The 20,606-nt window shown below is 61.2% G+C and carries 25 protein-coding genes; 11 read left to right on the top strand and 14 right to left on the bottom strand.

Features of this window, described 5'->3' with window-relative positions; all coding sequences use genetic code 11:
• The first annotated feature begins 1 nt into the window (after position 1).
• Together SJY08_RS03405 and SJY08_RS03400 are read left to right on the top strand one after the other, a co-directional pair.
• A complete protein-coding gene (locus tag SJY08_RS03405) occupies positions 2-259 on the top strand; it encodes a type II toxin-antitoxin system RelB/DinJ family antitoxin (protein ID WP_377274704.1) in 258 nt (85 codons plus the stop codon).
• Position 260: 1 nt separating this feature from the next.
• Complete coding sequence (locus SJY08_RS03400; protein ID WP_377274703.1) at positions 261-533, top strand: type II toxin-antitoxin system YafQ family toxin; 273 nt, start codon at positions 261-263, stop codon at positions 531-533.
• A gap of 42 nt (positions 534-575) precedes the next feature.
• On the opposite strand, the gene SJY08_RS03395 is transcribed toward SJY08_RS03400, so the two are convergent.
• The 5 genes from SJY08_RS03395 to SJY08_RS03375 form a co-directional block, all read right to left on the bottom strand.
• Positions 576-1,697 (bottom strand): metallophosphoesterase, encoded by a 1,122-nt coding sequence (locus SJY08_RS03395; protein ID WP_377274702.1) that lies wholly within the window; start codon positions 1,695-1,697, stop codon positions 576-578.
• A 77-nt stretch (positions 1,698-1,774) separates the two neighbouring features.
• Positions 1,775-2,326 carry a sarcosine oxidase subunit gamma gene (locus SJY08_RS03390; protein WP_377274701.1) on the bottom strand — a complete coding sequence of 184 codons (552 nt, stop codon included), beginning with the start codon at positions 2,324-2,326 and terminating at the stop codon, positions 1,775-1,777.
• Positions 2,327-2,336: 10 nt separating this feature from the next.
• The gene (locus SJY08_RS03385) at positions 2,337-5,294 is read right to left on the bottom strand and encodes a sarcosine oxidase subunit alpha family protein (RefSeq protein WP_377274700.1); all 2,958 of its coding nucleotides are present in this window, start codon (positions 5,292-5,294) and stop codon (positions 2,337-2,339) included.
• Positions 5,291-5,572 (bottom strand): sarcosine oxidase subunit delta, encoded by a 282-nt coding sequence (locus SJY08_RS03380; RefSeq protein ID WP_377274699.1) that lies wholly within the window; start codon positions 5,570-5,572, stop codon positions 5,291-5,293. The genes SJY08_RS03385 and SJY08_RS03380 overlap by 4 nt, the downstream gene beginning before the upstream one ends.
• A 9-nt stretch (positions 5,573-5,581) precedes the next feature.
• On the bottom strand, positions 5,582-6,835 hold the full coding sequence (locus SJY08_RS03375) for a sarcosine oxidase subunit beta family protein (RefSeq protein ID WP_377274698.1): 1,254 nt from the start codon (positions 6,833-6,835) through the stop codon (positions 5,582-5,584).
• 219 nt (positions 6,836-7,054) lie between these two features.
• Here SJY08_RS03375 and cysQ point away from each other — a divergent pair, with 219 nt between their 5' ends.
• Entirely contained in the window at positions 7,055-7,858 is an 804-nt protein-coding gene (gene cysQ / locus SJY08_RS03370; protein ID WP_377274697.1) for a 3'(2'),5'-bisphosphate nucleotidase CysQ, read from the top strand.
• 124 nt (positions 7,859-7,982) lie between these two features.
• Positions 7,983-9,008, top strand: coding sequence for a DUF2793 domain-containing protein (locus SJY08_RS03365; RefSeq protein ID WP_377274696.1), 1,026 nt, complete (start codon positions 7,983-7,985; stop codon positions 9,006-9,008).
• Positions 9,009-9,125: 117 nt separating this feature from the next.
• Here SJY08_RS03365 and SJY08_RS03360 read toward each other — a convergent pair whose 3' ends face one another.
• Positions 9,126-9,518, bottom strand: a complete 393-nt coding sequence (locus SJY08_RS03360) for a hypothetical protein (RefSeq protein ID WP_377274695.1) — start codon at positions 9,516-9,518, stop codon at positions 9,126-9,128.
• A 131-nt stretch (positions 9,519-9,649) separates the two neighbouring features.
• Positions 9,650-10,390: a helix-turn-helix transcriptional regulator gene (locus SJY08_RS03355; RefSeq protein ID WP_054148341.1), complete on the bottom strand. Its 741-nt coding sequence runs from the start codon at positions 10,388-10,390 to the stop codon at positions 9,650-9,652.
• Positions 10,391-10,793: 403 nt separating this feature from the next.
• Here SJY08_RS03355 and SJY08_RS03350 point away from each other — a divergent pair, with 403 nt between their 5' ends.
• Entirely contained in the window at positions 10,794-11,069 is a 276-nt protein-coding gene (locus SJY08_RS03350) for a DUF1153 domain-containing protein (protein WP_006725852.1), read from the top strand.
• A gap of 83 nt (positions 11,070-11,152) precedes the next feature.
• Here SJY08_RS03350 and SJY08_RS03345 read toward each other — a convergent pair whose 3' ends face one another.
• Complete coding sequence (locus SJY08_RS03345; protein ID WP_377274694.1) at positions 11,153-11,644, bottom strand: paraquat-inducible protein A; 492 nt, start codon at positions 11,642-11,644, stop codon at positions 11,153-11,155.
• A gap of 81 nt (positions 11,645-11,725) precedes the next feature.
• On the opposite strand from SJY08_RS03345, the gene SJY08_RS03340 reads away from it, so the two are divergent.
• Entirely contained in the window at positions 11,726-12,010 is a 285-nt protein-coding gene (locus SJY08_RS03340) for a GNAT family N-acetyltransferase (RefSeq protein WP_054148340.1), read from the top strand.
• A 98-nt stretch (positions 12,011-12,108) separates the two neighbouring features.
• Here SJY08_RS03340 and SJY08_RS03335 read toward each other — a convergent pair whose 3' ends face one another.
• Both SJY08_RS03335 and SJY08_RS03330 read right to left on the bottom strand, forming a co-directional pair.
• Entirely contained in the window at positions 12,109-12,459 is a 351-nt protein-coding gene (locus SJY08_RS03335) for a hypothetical protein (protein WP_054148339.1), read from the bottom strand.
• Between the two features lie 147 nt (positions 12,460-12,606).
• Positions 12,607-12,861 (bottom strand): hypothetical protein, encoded by a 255-nt coding sequence (locus tag SJY08_RS03330; protein ID WP_377274693.1) that lies wholly within the window; start codon positions 12,859-12,861, stop codon positions 12,607-12,609.
• 33 nt (positions 12,862-12,894) lie between these two features.
• On the opposite strand from SJY08_RS03330, the gene ctrA reads away from it, so the two are divergent.
• A complete protein-coding gene (ctrA, locus tag SJY08_RS03325; protein WP_054148338.1) occupies positions 12,895-13,596 on the top strand; it encodes a response regulator transcription factor CtrA in 702 nt (233 codons plus the stop codon).
• 168 nt (positions 13,597-13,764) lie between these two features.
• On the opposite strand, the gene SJY08_RS03320 is transcribed toward ctrA, so the two are convergent.
• Both SJY08_RS03320 and chpT read right to left on the bottom strand, forming a co-directional pair.
• Complete coding sequence (locus SJY08_RS03320) at positions 13,765-14,127, bottom strand: PleD family two-component system response regulator (protein WP_054148337.1); 363 nt, start codon at positions 14,125-14,127, stop codon at positions 13,765-13,767.
• A 114-nt stretch (positions 14,128-14,241) separates the two neighbouring features.
• A complete protein-coding gene (chpT, locus tag SJY08_RS03315; RefSeq protein WP_069043521.1) occupies positions 14,242-14,886 on the bottom strand; it encodes a histidine phosphotransferase ChpT in 645 nt (214 codons plus the stop codon).
• A 190-nt stretch (positions 14,887-15,076) separates the two neighbouring features.
• Here chpT and SJY08_RS03310 point away from each other — a divergent pair, with 190 nt between their 5' ends.
• Positions 15,077-15,664, top strand: a complete 588-nt coding sequence (locus SJY08_RS03310) for a DUF1134 domain-containing protein (RefSeq protein WP_377274692.1) — start codon at positions 15,077-15,079, stop codon at positions 15,662-15,664.
• A gap of 186 nt (positions 15,665-15,850) precedes the next feature.
• Positions 15,851-16,996: a hypothetical protein gene (locus SJY08_RS03305; protein WP_377274691.1), complete on the top strand. Its 1,146-nt coding sequence runs from the start codon at positions 15,851-15,853 to the stop codon at positions 16,994-16,996.
• Positions 16,997-17,040: 44 nt separating this feature from the next.
• On the opposite strand, the gene SJY08_RS03300 is transcribed toward SJY08_RS03305, so the two are convergent.
• The gene (locus SJY08_RS03300) at positions 17,041-17,895 is read right to left on the bottom strand and encodes a TrmH family RNA methyltransferase (protein ID WP_377274690.1); all 855 of its coding nucleotides are present in this window, start codon (positions 17,893-17,895) and stop codon (positions 17,041-17,043) included.
• A complete protein-coding gene (locus SJY08_RS03295) occupies positions 17,882-18,274 on the bottom strand; it encodes a hypothetical protein (RefSeq protein WP_300889217.1) in 393 nt (130 codons plus the stop codon). The genes SJY08_RS03300 and SJY08_RS03295 overlap by 14 nt, the downstream gene beginning before the upstream one ends.
• 172 nt (positions 18,275-18,446) lie before the next feature.
• On the opposite strand from SJY08_RS03295, the gene SJY08_RS03290 reads away from it, so the two are divergent.
• Together SJY08_RS03290 and rpoH are read left to right on the top strand one after the other, a co-directional pair.
• Complete coding sequence (locus SJY08_RS03290; protein ID WP_377274689.1) at positions 18,447-19,475, top strand: RluA family pseudouridine synthase; 1,029 nt, start codon at positions 18,447-18,449, stop codon at positions 19,473-19,475.
• A 187-nt stretch (positions 19,476-19,662) separates the two neighbouring features.
• A complete protein-coding gene (gene rpoH / locus SJY08_RS03285; protein ID WP_054148332.1) occupies positions 19,663-20,565 on the top strand; it encodes an RNA polymerase sigma factor RpoH in 903 nt (300 codons plus the stop codon).
• Positions 20,566-20,606 lie beyond the last annotated feature (41 nt).

Below are 20,606 nucleotides of genomic sequence, written 5' to 3'. Positions count from 1 at the left end.
CATGGCCACCGACACAGTCGTGCGCGCAAGAATAGATTCAGAGACCAAGAAAAAGGCGGCAGACGCCTTGGCCTCCATGGGGCTGTCCGTGTCCGATGCCATCAGGTTGATGCTGATCCGGGTGGCTGCTGATGAGACGCTGCCTTTCGACGTGAAAGTGCCCAACGCCCGCAGCCGCAAGGCGATTGCAGAACTGGAGCAAGGCAAGGGCAAGCGCCTTGCCAGTGCAGACGAACTCTTCGATGATCTAGGCATGTGACATGCTGACACCCGTTCGCTCCGCGCAGTTCCGGCGTGATGTGAAACGGGTTGAAAAGCGCGGCAAGGATCTGGGCAAGCGCAAGGAAGTCCTGATCCTGCTCATGCAGCGGTCTGACCTACCCTCGAAATTCAGAGATCACCCACTCAAGGGTGACTGGTATGGTTTTCGAGATGCCCATATCGAGCCCGATTGGCTGCTGATCTACCGCATCCAAGGCGACGAACTGCAACTCGCAAGGACGGGCACTCACGCGGATCTCTTCCAGAAATGATGCCGGTCTACGCGAGAACCAACCAGCCTCATCGCCCGCCCATCATCTAGCCACCGACCGCAGCGTGAATTCCGTCAATTCCGCCGGCACGCCGATCCTGAGCGCAAAACCAGGCCACAGACCCGTGCCGTTGTTGACATAGAGCTGCATTTCCCCGACCCGGTAGAAGCCGGAGACATAACCATTGTTCGCCCGGGCGACGATCCGGTCGAGGCCGAGTACCATGCCGCCATGGGTATGGCCGGAGAGCTGCAGCGCAACGCCATGCTTTGCGGCCAGCTCTGCCATGCGCGGCTGGTGGTCGAGAAGGATGACAGGGGCATCGGCAGGCGCGCCATGCAGCGCCCGCCCCAGATCCGGCTCGACAGCGCCGGTAAACCGCGCCGAAAGATCCGTCACGCCGGCGATCACCAGCCTGCCCTCACCCCGTTCGATGACGTGATGCGCATTCGCCAGGATGCGCATGTTGAGTTCCGGGAAATGCTCAAGCCAGCGGTCGATATCGAAGAAATACTCGTGATTGCCGGGCACCGTCAGCACTCCGTGACGGGCTCTGAGACCGGAAAGCGGCGCAATGTCCTCGCGGCGGATATCGATACTGCCGTCGATCAGATCGCCGGTGATCACGATCAGATCGGCGTCGAGCGCATTGGTCTTTTCCACCACGGCCCGTGCCCAGGAGACCGTGAACAGCCGGCTGATATGCATGTCGGTCAGTTGTACCATCCGGTAACCGTCGAGATCAGGCGCAAGACCGGGAATCTCAACCTCGATGCGCTTCACCTTCGGCACGCGGATCGCCTGGCTGATACCAAAGCTTGCAAGCAACAGCGCGGCGATCCCCATCGTGTAGCGCACCTCCGGCGGCACAACAGGAAACGACCAGGTGACGGCAAAGATCAGGATGCAGACCAGATCGAGGATCATCTGCATGGCCGCCAGGAGCACGATCGCCCCGAAAAACAGGTTGAAGGCGATCACCAGCGGTCGTGGAAACTCCGGCGCGAAGACCGATCCGGACGTAAAGCGGCTGAACAGGTGGTATTGCGAGCCCAGCAGCAGGAAGACGGCGAGCGAAAGCTGCACCCACCATGGCCACGGCAAGGGGGCGATGAAGCGAGAGGCGACGATCAGCCATGGCAGGGAGAACATCAGGTGAAACATGCGGGGGCGGAATCCTGTGCTTCGATAACGCCGACATAGCCCCGGCAGTTCACCGAGAGATAGGTATGGTCAGGCCTTCACGCAAACCCCGCCGTCAACGCAAACTCCCGGCCCATCTCGCGCATCTCGTCGAATACAAATCCCGCAAAGCTGCGCATCACGATGATCTCGAACGCATCCTGGCCCGTGCGGGCGAGGTTGGCGGCGACATGGCAAATCTGGCAATTGCTCGACTGGCCGATTTCGAAGAGATCGGCATGCAGGTCAAGCGCCGTGCATTTGGCCAGGATCGACCGCACCTTCGGCCCGTGAATCCGGAGCACCACGCGCCCGTCGCTCTGGTCGACGAAGGAGGCCCGGCTTGCCCCGAGCTCGGCAAGCTGGCGCGCAATGGTGTCGGCAGCGACGGTCTCGCTGAGAACAAGCCACTCGCCCGGTCCACAGACCCGCACATGCACATCTTCGAGATTGGTCAGCGCCTCGTCAATGTCCGCCTCATGGCCCGGATGGGCAAGCACAGAGAAGACGGACACTGCCCGCAGGATGGCGAGATGATGCGGGTTCGGCGTCGCTTCGAAACCGGAAATGTGGTCCTCGAGCACGTGACTGATGGCATAGGTCACCGGCATGGCAGGATCCTCACAGGTTCAGTTTCTTGTTGTCGGGGTCGTAGAAGACGGGGCTGACGACCTCGGCCAGCACTTCCGAACCGCGCAAGCCGTCCCAGACGACGATCTTCTCGCCCAGCCGCTCGCGGCCGGATTTCAGGAAGGCGAGGCCGATCGTGTGGCCGAGCGTCGGCGAATGGCAGACGGAGGAGACCCAGCCCTGGTCATTCAGCGTCGACGGCTTGACGTTTTCCTTCAGGAGATGCGCGCCGGCAGCGAAACTCTTGTCATGTTCGACGGGCTTGAGCCCCACCAGCTGCGGACGGTCGGCGGCGGTCAGGCCGAAACGGCTGGACAGCCGCTTGCCGATGAAATCGGCCTTCTGCGTCGAGAACATCTTGCCGAGACCCACATCGTCGGGCGTCGTGCGACCGTCGATTTCACTATGGGTAATGAAGCCCTTCTCGATGCGCAGCACGTTGAGCGCCTCGACACCGTATGCGCAGATGCCATGCGGCTTGCCCGCCGCCACAATCGCATCGGCAACCGCCTCGCCATAATTCGCGGGCACCGCGACTTCGAAGGCGAGTTCGCCGGAGAAGGAGATGCGGAAGAGCCGCGCCTTCAAGCCTCCCTTGAGCAGCACTTCCCGTGCCGAAAGGAAGGGGAAGGCCTCGTCGGAGATATCGTCTTCGATGATCTGTTCGAGGATGATCCGCGCCTTGGGACCCGCGACCGACATCTGCGCCCACTGATCGCTGGAGGAGACGAAGCGCACATCGAGGTCCGGCCAGAGAACCTGGGAGCAGAATTCCAGATGCGTCATCACCTCGCCAGCATAGGCCGTCGTCGTGGTCATGAAGAAATGCTCGTCCGACAGCCGGCTCGCGGTGCCGTCGTCATAGATCATCCCGTCTTCGCGCAGCATCAGGCCATAGCGCGCCTTGCCGACCGGCAGCTTGAGGAAGGCGTTGGAATAGACGCGATTGAGGAACTCCGCGGCATCCTTGCCAAAAATCTCGATCTTGCCGAGCGTCGAGACATCGCAGATCCCGGCATTGGCCCTGACGTTCAAGACTTCACGGTCGACGGCCTCGCGCCAGGTCTTCTCGCCATCACGCGGGAACCAGGAGGAGCGATACCAGAGGCCGGATTCGACGAAGACCGCGCCTTGTCTCTTCGCCCAGCCATGCAACGGCGAGGTGCGCACGGGCCGAGAATGTTCACCGCGCGAGGTGCCCGCCATCGCGCCGAAGGAGACGGGCGTATAGAAGGGCCGGAAGGTCGTGGTTCCGATCTCGGCAGGCGACACGCCACGCATGCCGGCCATGATGCCGATGGTAGCTATATTGCCGAGCTTGCCCTGGTCGGTCGCCATGCCGCCGGTCGTGTAGCGCTTGGTGTGCTCGACATGCCCCATGGCCTCGCGCTGGGCAAGGCTCAGGTCCTTCACATGCACGTCGTTCTGGAAGTCGACAAAGGCTTTTGCCTTGGCGCCCGGCACATACCAGAGCGGCGCAAAGCTCGCGTCGAATTCACCCTCGACCTCGGGCACGTCGACCGTGCCGACGAGCCGACCGAGATCCCCGATCGCCTCATGCGCCTTGTCCGCACCATCCCGCAACACGGCGGCAAGCGAGGCATGACCGGCAGCAGAGCCAGCAATGCGAAGCCCCTGCCCCACATCGGGCGCCAGGAAGGCCTGATGCTCGTCCGACCAGTATGGTTTGGCGCCGCGCTGGCAGGCGAGATGCACGATCGGGCTATAGCCGCCGCTCATCGCCAGCGCATCGCAGGTGATCTCCTCCTGATGGCCGACGCGTTCGGCGATCAGACCCTTGATGCGGTAGGTGCCCTTCGTGTCGATGACGGAGCCGCCCCTGATAACCCGCACGCCGGAGGGCGCAACATCAGTAGACTGTGTCCGGCCATCGATGATAGCAGCAACGCCAACACCGGCAGCGACCAGATCGGCCGCCGTACGATAGCCCGCACCGCCATTGGTAAAGATGGCGACGTTCTGGCCGGCGGCCACGCCATAGCGATTGAGATAGGTCCTGACAGCGCCTGAGGTCATCACGCCCGGCTTGTCGTTGCCGCCGAAGACCAGCGGCCGCTCCTCCGCACCCGATGCCAGGATCGCCCGCTTGGCAACGATGCGCCAGACCCGCTCGACCGGCAGATCGCCCGAAGGCTGGGCGACATGCTTCTGAACCTTTTCCACAGCACCGAAGACATTGTCGTCATACCAGCCGAACACGGTGGTGCGCGGCATCAGCGTGACATTGGAAAGGCTCTTCAACTCCTCGACGACGGAGGCAGCATAGTCGGCCGCCGGCACGCCGCCGACGGTGACGCGCTCGGACAGCAGCGAACCGCCCAGCCGGAACCCTTCATCCGCCAGGATGACGCGAAGCCCGGCGCGCGCCGCAGCACGCGCCGCCATCAGACCGGCCGGACCGGCGCCGATCACCAGGAGGTCGCAATGCCCCCAGGCCTTCTCATAGCGATCGGGATCGGGCAGGAACGGCGTCTTGCCGAGGCCGGCGGCTTTCCGGATGATCGGCTCATAGAGCTTTTCCCAGAAGGCCTTCGGCCACATGAAGGTCTTGTAGTAGAAGCCAGCCGAGAGGACTGGCGACAACAGGCTGTTGACCGCACCGATATCGTATTTGAGCGAGGGCCAGCGGTTCTGGCTATTGGCTTCGAGCCCCTGGTAGAGCTCGGCGACGGTCGCCCGTGTATTCGGCTCGGTGCGCCCTTCGGCTCCAATCGTCACTAGCGCATTCGGCTCGGCAGAACCCGCCGTCACGATGCCGCGCGGGCGGTGATACTTAAAGGAGCGCCCGACCAGCAGCTGATCATTGGCGATCAGTGCCGAGGCCAGAGTATCACCCTCATAGCCAGTATAGGTCTGGCCATCGAACGAGAAGGAGAGCGTGCGGGCGCGGTTGACGAGCCCGCCGGAGGAAAGCCGGTAACCACTCATCGTGCGGCCTCCTTCGCGTGAGTGCTCGCATCGGTCACGCTATAGACCTCGTGGCTCGCAGCATTGTCGCGCTCGACCACCAGCCAGCGGCGGCAGCCGGCCGAATGGTGCCAGTGCTCGATGATCCGGCCCTTCGGGTTGTCGCGGACGAAGACGTAACGATACCAGGCATCGTCGGGCGCACCGGCGGCCGGGCGAACCGGGCTGGCATCACCGCGAATGCTGAACTCTTCCTTGGGACGAACGCCGCAATGCGGACAGGTGATCAGGCTTGCCATGGCGATGTCTCAATGCAGGTTCGGTTGGGGACCCTTGCCGCCTTCGTCAACGGCAAAGCCGCGTTCGAAGCGATCAAGGCGCAAGAGGCGGGCCACGGGATGGGCTTCGTTCTTCGCGATCAAATGGGCAAAGCAGAAGCCGGACGCCGGTGTCGCCTTGAAGCCGCCGTAACACCAGCCGCAATTCAGGTAGAGATTGTCGATCGGCGTGCGGTCGATGATCGGTGAGCCATCCATCGACATGTCCATGGCACCACCCCAGGACCGCAGCACCCGAACCCGCGACAGACCGGGGATCAGCGATACGCCCTCCTCGATTGTATGCTCGACCGTCGCGAGATTGCCGCGCTGGGCATAGGAAGAATAGTAGTCGATGTCAGCGCCGAAGACCAAGCCGCCCTTGTCGGACTGCGAGATATAGAAGTGTCCCGCACCATAGGTGATGACGTTGTCGATCACGGGCTTGATGCCTTCGGAAACGAAAGCCTGCAGCACATGCGTCTCGATCGGAAGGTCCAGCCCCGCCATCTTGCCGGTGACCGAGGTGTGGCCGGCCGTGGCGAGCGCCAGCTTGTTGCAGCCGATGAAACCCTTGGTCGTCTCGACGCCGGTCACTTGGCCGAGCTCGTCGCGGCGGATGCCGGTGACTTCGCAATGCTGGATGAGATCGACGCCGCGCTCGTCGGCGCCGCGCCCATAACCCCAGGCAACCGCGTCATGGCGAGCCGTACCACCGCGCTTCTGCAACAGACCACCCAGGATCGGGAAGCGCGCATGGTCGAAGTTGAGATAGGGCATCATCTGGCGCACCTGCTCGCGGTCGAGCAGTTCGGCAGCAACCCCATGCATCATCATCGCATTGCCGCGCCGCGCATAAGCGTCGCGCTGGCCATCGGTATGGAAGAGATTGACGATGCCACGCTGCGAAACCATGGCATTGTAGTTGAAGTCCTGCTCGAGGCCTTCCCACAGTTTCATCGACAGCTCGTAGAAGGGCTCATTGCCCTCCAGCATGTAGTTCGAGCGGATGATCGTGGTGTTTCGCCCGACATTGCCGCCGCCGAGATAGCCCTTCTCGATAACAGCGACATTGGTGATGCCGAATTCCTTGGCGAGGTAATAGGCGGTGGAAAGACCATGTCCGCCGCCTCCGACGATAACAACGTCGTAATGCGGTTTCGGCTGCGGCTCACGCCACATCGGCGCCCAGTTCCGGTTGCCGGAAAGCGCCTGGCGGAAGATCGAAAGGGCGGAATAACGCATCGAACAACCTCTGCAAATGTCGCGTCACATTCGCATAGGCGTCACAAAGAGCAAGCGCGATCAGGACAAAATCTATGCTGTTTGAGACATGGAACACAGGTTTGCTCGCAGTGCAGCACAGAAACATCAGGCAAGTTTCCCGTCCTGCGGCAAGGCGCACTTCCAAAGCGTGGGAGACGGGGATAAACCGGAGAGGATGTGATCGGGAGCCCGGTTCAGGTGCGTGACAGGCAGGACATTCTGAAGCTTTTCGAGACGAGCGCGATTGCCGCTGGCCGTGTCATTCTCGACATCTACAAGGCGGGTGCGGGGGTGCGCCTGAAAGGCGACAAGTCTCCGGTGACCGAGGCGGACGAAGCCGCCGAACGCCTGATTCTCGATGCACTTGCCCGCGCCTTGCCAGACGTGCCTGTGGTTGCCGAGGAAGAGGTCGCCGCAGGGCGGATTCCCGATGTCAGTGGCGGCCGTTTCATCCTGGTTGATCCGCTCGACGGCACCCGCGAGTTCATCGGCGGCCATGACGACTTTACCGTCAACATCGCGCTGATCGAAGCCGGCATACCGGTCCTCGGCGTCGTCCATGCGCCAGCACTCAACACGCTTTATCTCGGCGGCGCCGGCAAGGCCGAGAAGCTGAAGCTTGATGAACACGACAGGGTCGTAGCCCGCATGCCGATTGCGGCGCGTTTGAAGGGGGCTTCCCCGTCAGTCCTGGTTTCGCGCTCTCACAATTGCGCTGCGACCGACGCCTATATCCGCAAGGCAGAGGTTTTGGAGCGCAAGACCGTCGGCTCCTCGCTCAAGTTCTGCCTGGTGGCCGAGGGCGTCGCCGACCTTTACCCGCGCTTCAGCCCAACCATGGAATGGGACACGGCCGCCGGCGATGCCGTGCTTCGGGCAGCCGGCGGCATGGTTGCGACCGAAGACGGCGCGCCGCTCACCTATGGCAAACGCCTGCCCGGGCTGCGCACCTTCGAAAACCCACCGTTTCTCGCCACCGGACGCCCCTCCGAGCGGGGATGAGTTTCGGAAATTTTCGAGATTTTTCAATGGGGGCATGTGCTTTTCATCCCCCTCCTCTCAGCCTGCCACACACTCTCCGCTTCAACCCCCGCTGCCTCCGGCAGCCGAATGCGAAGGAGAGACCATGCCAGACACGACCCCCAATCTCGCCCTGCCCTTCATCCTGCCGGCGCAGGCACAGAAGCACGTGACGCACAATGAAGCGCTCCAGAGGCTCGACGCGCTGGTGCAGTTGACGATCACGGATCAGTTGGCCGAGCCTCCCATTGGAGCGCAGGAGGGAGAGGCCTTTGTGATCCTGTCCGAGGCCTCTGGCGCATGGAGCGACCGCGCTGGCAGACTGGCCGTCTGGCGGGATGACGCCTGGCTCTATCTCGTTCCGAAGCCGGGCTGGCGCGCCTACGTTCAGACCGAAGAGCGCATGAAGGTCTTTGACGGGCAAGAATGGAAACATCTGCCCCTCCCCGCTTCCATCGAGGCGGAAACCCTTGGGCTGGGAGCAACACCGACCAACAACACCCGCCTGGCGATCGCCAGCCACGGCAGCCTCTTTACCCATCAGGGCGCAGGCCATAGCCTCAAGATCAACAAGGCAGCAGCGACAGAAACGGCAAGCCTGATGCTGCAGACGAACTGGTCGGGACGCGCCGAAATTGGCCTCACCGGCGATGATCATCTGTCGATCAGGGTGAGCGCCGACGGCAATACCTGGGTTCAGGCCCTTGAGATCCGGCCCGACGGGATGATAAGGGGGCCGGCAAGACCGATCGCCCGGGCAGCGCTTGCACCCCAGCTGGCAACGCTTGCCAACGGGACTGTTACCGGCTTCGACCAGTTGCATCTCGGTCAGGGGGGCGTAGCGCTCGGGGCTACCCTCCCCTCCGGTTACGGCAAGCCCCTCGTTGTTCCCGTTGCCGGCGTCTATCAGATGGCACTGACGGTGACGCCCGATGGAACCGGCTTCGCCACTGTAACGCTGAAGCGCAATGGCACAGTGGATCTCCTGCGCCATGCCGGTCAGTATGGCACCTCGACCTCCATGGCTCTGGTCTATCTCGAACTAGGGGATGAACTGACTTTGCAGCACAGCGGGCCGACAGGTTACTATCTCGGCTATGCCGGCACGGAGCTCAATCTGATGATGGTGTGAACCGCCCCACTTCGATCAATAAGCCGGTCGTCTCGAATGCCGATCATCCAGCGAGACGCCGGCTGGACCGAACCCTCAGGTGCAAGATCACCTGGCTTGGTCAAGGGCAGCCATTACTCACGGAACACTGCCAACGACGGAGTATTCGTAGTATGATCCTGTCACGCCGTTTCCGCGCGTACACCCTATCAGCGCGCGACTTCCAGCCGGTATGGCGACTACAGTATCGTATTGACCGTTGCTCACACCCTGCGACCAGCGAACTCTGACGGTTGCATTGACGACGGCATTACTCAGCTTGTTCACAACATAGGCTTGCTGGCCCGCATTCGCGAAACCACATGATCCCTGATAGGAAATATAGGCATTAAGAGCTCTGCCCCCTGCCATTGCAGGCCTCGCATATTCAGCAAGGGCCTCTCGCTCGACATCGGTCCAGGGAAAAATGTTATCGTCTTGCAAGTTTTCGAGTGTCGATAAGTGCTCTGCTACTTCCTTGAGACTTGCCATGGCAGCGCCCTCCCCTTTGGCGAGCACAACCGTACGTTTCCCCCTCAAGATTGTAAAGCTTTTGTTAAGGCTGTTCCCAACACTCTCGCAACAAGCAACCTGAAATGACGCCGTGCCTGCAGCACAGGAAGCTACAGAAGCCGATAGCGACAGGCGCGCGCCACGGCCTGCATGCGGTTCACCGCCTCAAGCTTGCGCATTGCACTCTTGAGATAGCTGACGACCGTATGGCTGGAAATGTCGAGGATTATGGCGATTTCATCGCTGCTCTTGCCGGCAGCCGACCAGCGAAGACATTCGATCTCGCGTGCCGACAGCTTTTCCTTCGGCCCAAGCCGCGGCACCAGGGCCTCGACGCCCGAATCCAGCAGCTCCATCGCACTCAGCTGCAGGGCAGCGATTTCCGGACGCTCGGGCGCATGGTCACGCCCCGAAAAGACGAGCACATACTGGGTCTGGTTGCGGTCGTTCAAGTTGAAGACCAGAGAACCGCCCATCTCAAACTGCTGGAAAAGCGGGGCAAGCGGCTGGCGCGCCTCCGATCCCGGCGTGCCGAGAAACAGATTGTCATGCGTGAAGAGCGGAAGGATAGACTGCTTGATCCGCGCGATCAGCAGGCTGCCGGCATAGACTTCTGCCGCTTCATAGCCGAGGCGCAATTCGTCAGGCCAGGTACAGAGGATCAGATTGGCCGAAAACTCCGGACTATCCGCCTTTGGAACGCGCGCAAGCAGCGTGTTTCGAAAGCCATGGCTGCGACCGAGCGCAGAGAACTCGCGCCCCCATGGGCCGGTGGAGAGCGCTTCGCTCTGAAAAACGGCATCACCGTCACCAAGACCGTGACTGCCCGTCACATCAGTTGGCCTGAACATAAAACTCCTTTCGACCGGACGTTCGTCCGATCGGGATTTCGAATGTTTGTGGACATTGAATTGCTCCATGGGGAACGAGTATCAGCTGGGCCTGTCGCCGGTCTTGCGGCCCCCTACGGAAACCGCGATGCTCGACATCTGCCCTTCCGATCGACGCATCGATCGAGACATCAGTATTGCTGGGGAGCCCAATGCCACAGATCGCTAATGGGCACCAGTCGCAGTCCTCGCATAACTCCTATGCATTTGCCGCAAGTTTAATCAACTTGTCCGAAACGCCACGACTCTCGCCCCAGCCCGGTCGCGAAAATTATTATCAAATGCTTACAATGGGCTTAGGCAAATTTTAAAGCATCGGTCCTAGTATGAGGGTGTGTGGTCTTGAGTTTGTATAGAGAGTCCAATGACCGAAATGATCCGCCCACGAGTGAAATATGTCATCGGCCCCGATGGCAGCCCCCTTACGATTGCCGATCTTCCGCCGGCCAATACGCGCCGCTGGGTGATCCGCCGCAAGGCTGAGGTTGTCGCGGCTGTGCGTGGTGGCCTGTTGAGCCTGGAAGAAGCCTGCGAACGCTACACCCTGACGGTCGAGGAATTCCTCTCCTGGCAGTCATCGATCAACGATCACGGCCTGCCGGGCCTGCGCACCACCCGAATTCAACAGTATCGCCATTAGTCCATTTTCGTGCCGGCTCGCCCGGTACACTTCTAATTGCATCAGACCCATACCTGAAACCGGCAAGGCCCAGCCTGCCGGTTTCATGTTTTTCGGGCAACGCTTCCCGCGTTCAAGCCACTCAACGCCGCAACCGCCAGGCTGGATCCCGCATAAAACCACAGGCCCGGCTGCGTGAAGGCCTGAGCGAGCCCGCTGGTTTTCGTCGCGAAGATGACGATGGCGACCAGCAACACGTCCATCATCGACCATTTCGACAGCACCGGGACCAACCGCGTCAGCAACCCCTGCCCCGGCTGCACCTCGCCAGCGATATTCTCGGCCGCGAGAAGCAGCAGCTTGATCAGCGGAAAACCGATGGAAACGAGCCCGACCAGAAGCGCAAGCAAGCCGTCTCCGTCGGCATAGAGCGAAACGATCACCTCGATCAGCGACGCATCGGTGGAAAAGACATAAAAACTTTCGAACCGCATCAGCGGCAGGCTCACGCCGAGCGCAAACGAGATTGAGGCTCCGACGAGAAGAAGCGCCTTCAACCAGACGACCACAATGGCTCCCTTCCTGACATCGAACACAGCGTATCCGGCAGTTGGCTTCCCGGTCGGCTCTACCCGATGTTAAACAGAACCATCGAAACGCGGCAACAGGAGGCGTCAATGCAGATCACCAGTGAAGAGGCAGGATCGGGTGGACGCTATGTCGGCCGCATCGAGGGCATCAGCAAGCCGGCCGTGATGACGTATTCCCGTGCCTCCGCCAGCCTGATCATCATCGACCATACGGAAGTCCCGGACACCATGCGCGGACAGGGCGCCGGTCAGGCGCTCGCCGAACATGCCGTCGCTGCCGCGCGTGAAGGCGGCTGGAAGATCATCCCGCTCTGCCCGTTCATGAAGGCGCAGATGGACCGGCACCCGGATTGGAACGACGTGCGCAAGTGAGCACCGGTCAGCCGGTGCCCAAGACGAACGAAGGCGGACGCCGGATAACCCGCGCCCGCCTTCTTGTTTGAAATCTCAACCAGACTGAATAGCGTTATTCAGGCCCGGACACGCATCTGGCCATCGCGCTCTTCGAGAGCCGCTGCCTTCTGGTATTCCGCTTCAGCCTCTTCCAACGCCAGTTCTGCCGCTTCCTGCTGGACCTTCAGTTCCCGGATCGAGACCTGGAGATTGTCCGCGCGCTGGCGTGCCGCCTTGGCGAAGGTGGGATAGGCGAAATGATTGGGATCGGTGATGCCCGATTTCTTTTCCTCGATGCCGATCTGAGCTTCTAGCTCCTTCGCCATCCGTTCGAATTCCGACATCATTGACTGCAGCTGCTGCAATTGCCGACGCTTTTCGGTAACCTGAAATCCCTTCAGGCGTACCAGGCTCTCACGCGACTTCATACGCAATACTCCCGTGATGCGAGACCCCCCGCCACACTTGCTACTCAACACGCCCGCCACCGATTCGTCCAAAAAAAGTCCGCGGCGTTAACAAAAAGCTACCTTTGGTAACCTTTCGTTTACGGGCATCGTTAATGATAAGCCCGATCACTTAAGGGTCAGTAAATGCCAGAGCCCGAAAAGAGCTCGTGACAATGATGAGTTAAATGAATCGGTTACAGGGTTTTCCTGAGGCGCCGATTCAGGTGTGGCGATGACCGGAAACACATGAAGAATCAGGAGGCTGATATCTTTGCTTAATAAATTCGATACACCTTGCCAGAGGGAATCAGAATTTGTTAACCAATTGGTGGCAGCCTTCAAATCAGGCAACGACTGGATCCGTATCGCGTAGGGGGCCATCTTGACCTTTCGGCGGCGGTAAAGGGGATAAATATGCGGGTTCTACTCATTGAAGACGATAGCGCAACGGCGCAGAGCATCGAACTGATGCTCAAGTCGGAGAGCTTCAACGTCTACACCACCGATCTCGGCGAAGAAGGTGTCGACCTCGGCAAGCTCTACGATTACGACATCATTCTGCTCGACCTGAACCTGCCTGACATGTCCGGTTATGAGGTGCTGCGTACCCTTCGCCTGTCCAAGGTGAAGACGCCGATCCTGATCCTTTCCGGTATGGCGGGCATTGAAGACAAGGTACGTGGTCTGGGCTTCGGCGCCGACGACTACATGACCAAGCCGTTCCACAAGGACGAGCTGGTTGCCCGCATTCATGCGATCGTCCGCCGCTCGAAGGGCCATGCCCAGTCGATCATCATCACCGGCGAGCTTATCGTGAACCTGGACGCCAAGACTGTCGAAGTCGGCGGTCAGCGCGTTCACCTGACGGGCAAGGAATACCAGATGCTGGAGCTTCTTTCGCTCCGCAAGGGTACCACGCTCACCAAGGAAATGTTCCTCAACCACCTCTATGGTGGCATGGACGAGCCGGAACTGAAGATCATCGACGTCTTCATCTGCAAGCTGCGCAAGAAGCTCGCAAACGCTGCCGGTGGCGCCAACTACATCGAAACCGTCTGGGGTCGTGGCTATGTACTGCGCGAGCCGGATGGTGCGGAATACATGGAAACGGCGTAAGCCTATTTCCACTTCTTCAAAGAGGCCCGCGTCGATGACGCGGGCTTCTTGCATTTTGGAGCCGCGAAACGAGGGCTGCCCCGACGACGCACGGCCGAAACGCAAAAGGCGGCGCCCCTGGGCACCGCCTTTGTCACAGATGTCGTCGTTTAGCCCCGGCAGGGGAAATCAGGCAGCGATTGCCTTGTCGCCGAAGGTCTTCGTGAGGATCTCGCGATCGAAGGGCTTCAGGAGGAAGTCGCTGGCACCCGCCCGCTTCCCGGCCATCATCACCTTCAGCTCGGCTTCCACCACACAGTAGTAGATCTTGACCGCCTTGCCTTCCGGCAGCGCACGGACATTGGAGATCAGATCGAGGGCATCACTCATGCCGGCATCGACGATCATCACATCGGGAAGCTCGCGCTCGCAGCGCGACAGCGCCTCGCGACCGGACGCCGCTTCCGTCACCTGGTAGCCGAGTTCCGACAGGATCTTCTTGCCGACCTTGCGAACGATGTCGGACCCATCTGCGATCATCAGGCGCTTCATGGTGGACTCCCCTCCCCAGATACGGGGGATCTGAAATGTAATGGATACCTTAACGGGCCGCGCCTAAGGAAAGGTTACCGGTTGCAGCACTTGCGCGTCCCGAAGCGGGACGGTTCAGCTCACGACCTCGGCGGTGAACGCGATCTCGCCTTCACTCGGCACGCATTTCAGCTCCATGCTGCATTCATCCGCGAGCAGCACCGTGTAATAGGGCTGGATGGTATGGGCATCGACGGCTTCTTCGAGATGACCGGACAGGATTTCCTGATACTTCGGCGGCACCCGCAGCATGCGTCCCTTGGCGACGATCTTGAACTTGGCGTCCGTTTCCGGGTTTTCGAGAGAAATATCCAGCGAGCCGCCACGCGGAATGGCACCATAGGCGACCAGGAAGAGGTTGAGCAGCAGCTTCACCCGGTTCTTGGGGATGATCGCGCGCGGTCCGCTCCAGCTCACCTCGGTCTTCTTCTCGGCCTGGGCAAAATCCTTTGCTGCCTTTTCCGCCTCGCCGGTATCGATCGAAGCACCGACCGAGCCCGAAGCACCGAAGGCAAGTCGGGCGAATTTCAGCCGTACCGAGGCGTTGAGCGCGCTGGTCCGGATCAGATCCATCGCATCGGCATCGGCGCCGCCTTCGTCAAGCAGTTCCAGGCCGTTGTTGATCGCTCCAACAGGCGAGATCACGTCATGGCAGACACGGCTGCAGAGCAGCGCAGCAAGATCGGGGCCTGCAAGCGTGAGATTAGGATTCTTCGCCATGGTCTTCTCCAGAAGATGTGGACCCTCGAAGCAACAGTCGGACACACGTCCGCTGGCTACGACTTGGTCGGATACCGTTCGGCCATAATGACACCATATTTGGTAAACCGATTATTAAGACGATGCTCGCTAGGTTTAATTACCCCCAAGGAAGACGCCGAATCCGTCGGCTTCGCATTTAGGAGGCACCATGCGTCACCTGCCCATTCGCTCCCTGCCGCTGCTGCGGTCGCTCGCCGTCGCCGTTTTGGCAACGATCAGCCTCGTTTCGGTCCTGCGCCCCGCCCATGCCGCAGGTGAATACTCGATCCAGGAAGTGGTCGACGCGGGTCATGGCTTCTTTGGTGAGACCAGTGGCGCGCTAGCCAAGGTGATCGAGCAGGCCTTCGAGCAGAATGGCCTTCCGAACGGCTATATTCTGGGCCAGGAAGGCTCAGGCGCCCTCATTGCCGGCCTGACCTATGGCGAAGGCACGCTCTACACCAAGAATGTCGGTCAGCACGACGTCTTCTGGCAAGGCCCCTCCCTCGGCCTCGACTACGGCGGCAACGGCACCCGCACCATGATGCTGGTCTATGACCTGCCGGATGTCGACACGCTCTATGCCCGCTATGGCGGCGTGAGCGGCTCGGCCTATATCGTCGCCGGCGTCGGCATGACGGTATTGAAGAGCCGTGACGTGGTCCTGGTGCCGATTCGCACTGGCATCGGCGCACGCCTCGGCATCAATGTCGGCTATCTGAAGCTGACCCGCACACCCACCTGGAACCCTTTCTGAACCGTCTCGCCTTAATCCTTAAGGCTGAAGCAAGCTCGATCTGTTCTGTCGTTAGCCATATTGGTGTAAGGACATGGCTCGTCAGGCTGTTCTGCTTGCCGGGCGACACTCTGCATGCTTAACTATCTGCTAATGCTTCCCTAGTGCTGTGGCGCCGTCGTGATTGAATATACCCTGATATTCGCAATGGGATTTATGGCGGCAGCGCTGCTGGTGATGCTGGTTGCCCCGGCCGTGCATCAGCGCGTGGTGCGCTATACGGAGAACCGTCTGAAGGCCACCATGCCGCTCAGCCCGCAGGAGATCCGCGCCCAGAAGGACATGGTGCGCGCACTCTATGCCGCAGAAAACGCCAAAACCCAGCATGATCTGACCCGCGAGCGTGAAAAGACCATTGGCCTGACGCTGAAGAACGAGACACTCAGCGGCGACGCAGCACACCTCGTCGCTGAGACGAAGGAGCTCAAGGTCCAGATAGAAGACATGAGCACGGAAGCTGCCGACCTGCGCTCGCGTCTGCGTCGGGGCGACGTGGAAATGTCGACGATGCGCGAAACCTTGAAGCGGGTGGAAATCGCCGCAGCCGCCAAGGATATCGAGCTCGAGGACCGTGCCCATCGCATTGCCCGCCTGATCAGTGACATCGACACCATGCGCATCGAAGCCATGAGCCGCGACACCGAGATCGACACGCTGAAGACACGCATTCAAGGGATGCGCGACGAACGGGAAGACTTGCGGCGGGAAAACAAGCTGCTCGGCAAGCGCGCCAAGGATGCGGAAGTCCGCCTGGCTCAGGAAGAACACAAGGTTCTGCGCCTTGAAGACGTCCTGGCACGCGATGCTGCGGAAAGAGCCGACGCAAGTTCGCTGGTCGAGCGCCGCACACGCGAGCTTCGCGATCTCCGCGCCAAGCTGAAGACGGCCAATGCCCAGCTACGCGAAGCCCAGCGCGCCCTTCGGGAAGCCGGCATCGCGATACCCGACGCCAAGGATACGCCGATGCCCGAAGACGAGATCGCCAATTCCAACCTCGCGACCGATACGACCGCGCTGGAGTACGATATTCGGCGGAGCCAGACGGCCCTGACCGAGCGCCTGCTGAAGGTGAAGGCCTCGACCGAAGACGATGCAATGCGTGAAGAACTCGGTGATATCGCCGCCAAGATGATCGTTCTCACGGCCGCCCGTGAAGGCGAGCAGAGCGTCATCACAGACTTCGTCTCGCCGCAATCAAAGAGCGGGGACAAGCCGAAGAGCCTGGTCGACCGGGTACTCGCCATGGACCCGTCGATCGGTCGTGGCGCAGGCATGGCGACGCCAGCCGAATAGGCCGACTGGCTCGGCGATCCGAAACCGCAGTCCGGAACACGGGATTAGCCGAGGCGTCCCATGGCACGCGCGATGGCGTAGAGGGCAATGCCGCTGGCCGTGCCGACATTCAGGCTGTCGAGACCCGGGGCCTGGGCGATGCGGGCCGACCGGAAACGATTGAGGATTGCAGCCGGAAGCCCCTCCCCCTCCGTTCCCATCACCAGCGCCACGCGCCGGCCCGGCGCAACCGCGCCGATTTCGACCTCACCGGCAGGCGACAGAGCCCAGATTTCGAATCCAGCCGTGGCAAGTGCCCCGAGCACCTCTTCGGCGCTCCCCTGCCGGGCATAGGGAACCGTCAGAACCGAGCCGACAGAAACACGTAATGCCTTGCGATAGAGTGGATCGCAGCAGGTTTCGTCGAGGAGGACGGCATCCGCAGTGAAACCCGCCGCATTGCGGAACAGGGCACCGATATTGTCGTGGTTGGAGATGCCGCACCCGACCAGCGCCAGAGAGCTTTCCGGCAGACCGGCGACCAGATCGTTCAGTTCGGGTGGTGCAGAACGGCTGCCAACCGCGAGAACCCCGCGATGCAGGTGGAAACCGGCGATCGCATCGAGAACCGCAGCCTCGGCCACGTATACCGGGATATCCTTGGGGAAACGCTCGATCAGATCGGAAAGGCCAGCGACCCTGTTCTTCAGGAGCAGTAGCTTTTCCGCCCGCACCGATCCGAAACCGGCATGCGCCTTGGCCAGCATCGAGAGCACCACCGTGCCCTCGGCAACGAATTGACCGTGACGTCCAGTCAGGTCGCGTTCGCGGATCGAGGTGAACTCGGCGATCCTCACATCGCCGGGATCGGTGATCTCGATGAGGCGCCCCGGCTCCACGCCTGCCTCAGTTGCTGCCAAGTGTGACGTCGGCAATGATGCGGCCGAGCGGCAGATCGAAGACGAAGGCCTTGCGCGCGCCATCAGCCGTTTCGCCGTAGATCAGCATCTGGCTGCCGGACAGCGAGGTCTGCACGACGCGGAAGCCGGCCGGCAGGGTGGCGGTCAGGCTGAGCGGCTGATCGGATGGGACCGCGAAAGGCTGCGACGTCGTGGCCACGGGCTCCGCCCCGCCTTCGTCACGCGTCAGCTTGTAGACGATCGATACGAGCACGGCGAGGAAGAGCACCGCCATGATGCCGCCCGAGATCAGCTGCAGCTTGACCATCTTGCGACGCACACCTTCCATGACGGGATCAAGCGGCTTGTCTTCCGGGTTCTCGTCGTCGATATGAGCCATGGCAGCAATCGTTTCCAATCCAGGTTCGCGCTGATTTGCATGCCTTCCCCGATGCGAACGAGCCGGAGAAAATTGCCGGGTCTACCGGCTGTCGATTGTCGAAGCCCCCGGTCTGTGCCAAATGGCAGCGACAAAGGCCGAGACCCTGGCCGCCGTAAGACGGGATGACATGATGACCGACCCCTTTAACGAAGCCGCCGCATCAAGGAAAGAGCTGATTGCCGAGGACGACGCCTCCGGCCGTATCGATGCCTGGCTGACTGCGGCGCTCGGGGCCGAGTTTTCGCGCAACCGGGTGAAGGCGCTGATCGAACAGGGCGCAGTCCAGCTCAACGGCAATCTGCTCGACAGTCCGAACCGCAAGATCAAGCCGGGCGACAGCGTCGTCATCGACCTGCCCGAGCCGGAGGATCCGCAGCCGAAGGGCGAGAACATCCCGCTCGAGGTCCTCTACGAGGATAAGGACCTGATCGTGATCGCCAAGCCGCCGGGTCTCGTGGTCCATCCGGGCGCCGGCAACTGGCATGGCACGCTGGTCAATGCGCTGATCTATCACTGCGGCGACACGCTCTCGGGCATCGGCGGCGTCAAGCGGCCCGGCATCGTCCACCGCCTCGACAAGGACACGTCGGGCGTGATGGTCGTCGCCAAGAACGATATCGCCCACCGCCACCTTGCCGACCAGTTTGCCGACCATGGCCGCACCGGTCCGCTGGAGCGCGCCTACCGCGCCGTGGTCTGGGGTCGCCCTCGTACGCTTGCCGGCACGATCGATGCGGCGCTGGGCCGCTCCGGCGCCGACCGCACCAAGCGCACGGTGAAGCGCGAGGACACCGACGACGCCCGCGAGGCGATCACCCACTATACCGTGCTCGAACGCTATGGTGAAAAGCCGGACGCCACCTGCCTTGCCTCACTGGTCGAGTGCCGCCTGGAAACGGGCCGCACCCATCAGATCCGCGTGCACATGGCCCATATCGGCAATCCGCTGGTTGGCGACCAGGAATATGGCGCCGCCTTCAAGACCAAGGCGAACCTCCTGCCCGAGGACGCCAAGCGCGCCGTCAACAAGTTCCACCGCCAGGCTCTGCATGCTTACCTGCTTGCCTTCGAGCATCCGACCACAGGCAAAACCATGCGCTTCGAAGCCCCGATCCCGGCGGACCTGCAGAAGGTGATCGATGCGCTGATGGCGATGTGACACCCTGACGCTCTGATCCTGCCCGTTCTCTATCGATTGACACTCCGTCACGGCCTCGTGACGGAACACAAATCTTGTATCGCCGTTTTGCCATACTTATCTGTCATACGGATTTCTGTGGGATAGAGAGATCCACGGAGATGGGGCTCGCCGGAATTGGGAGCCCGCGAAGAAAGAGGGGTGCTATATGGCCCGCAGTAGTTTGCCATCGATCACAGCCGGAGAAGCCGGCCTTAACCGTTACCTGGACGAGATCCGCAAGTTCCCGATGCTGGAACCCCAGGAAGAATACATGCTTGCCAAGCGTTATGCCGAACACGGCGACCGTGACGCGGCGCACCGGATGGTCACAAGCCACCTGCGCCTGGTTGCGAAGATCGCCATGGGCTATCGCGGCTACGGCCTGCCGATCGGCGAAGTCGTATCGGAAGGCAATGTCGGCCTGATGCAGGCCGTCAAGAAGTTCGACCCCGAGCGTGGCTTCCGCCTGGCGACCTATGCCATGTGGTGGATCAAGGCCTCGATCCAGGAATACATCCTGCGCTCCTGGTCGCTGGTGAAGATGGGCACCACCGCCAACCAGAAACGCCTGTTCTTCAACCTGCGCCGCCTCAAGGGCAAGATCCAGGCGATCGAGGAAGGCGATCTGAAGCCCGACCAGGTCACCGAGATCGCGACCAAGCTGAAGGTGTCCGAGGAGGAGGTCATTTCGATGAACCGCCGCCTCTCCGGCGACGCATCGCTGAATGCACCCTTGCGCGCCGCCGAAGGCGAAAGCGGTCAGTGGCAGGATTGGCTCGTCGACGACCACGAAAGCCAGGAAGCCGTCCTGATCGAACAGGACGAGCTCGAAACCCGCCGCAGCATGCTGAAGCGGGCAATGAGCGTGTTGAACGATCGCGAACGTCGCATCTTCGAAGCTCGCCGCCTCGCAGATGATCCGGTCACGCTGGAAGAACTCTCCACCGAGTTCGACATCAGCCGCGAACGCGTCCGCCAGATCGAAGTCCGCGCCTTCGAAAAGGTCCAGGAAGCCGTCCAGAAGGACGCCCTGGAGCGCGCCAAGGCCTTGCGGGTGGTCGAGGCTTAAAGGACCGTCGACAGCGGCGACAGCTGTTCAAGCCGTCCGGG

It is taken from the genome of Rhizobium sp. R86522, assembly GCF_042466255.1.
GTDB lineage: Bacteria > Pseudomonadota > Alphaproteobacteria > Rhizobiales > Rhizobiaceae > Allorhizobium.
Note: the sequence above shows the minus strand (reverse complement) of the source record. Positions and strands in the feature narration are given on the sequence as shown.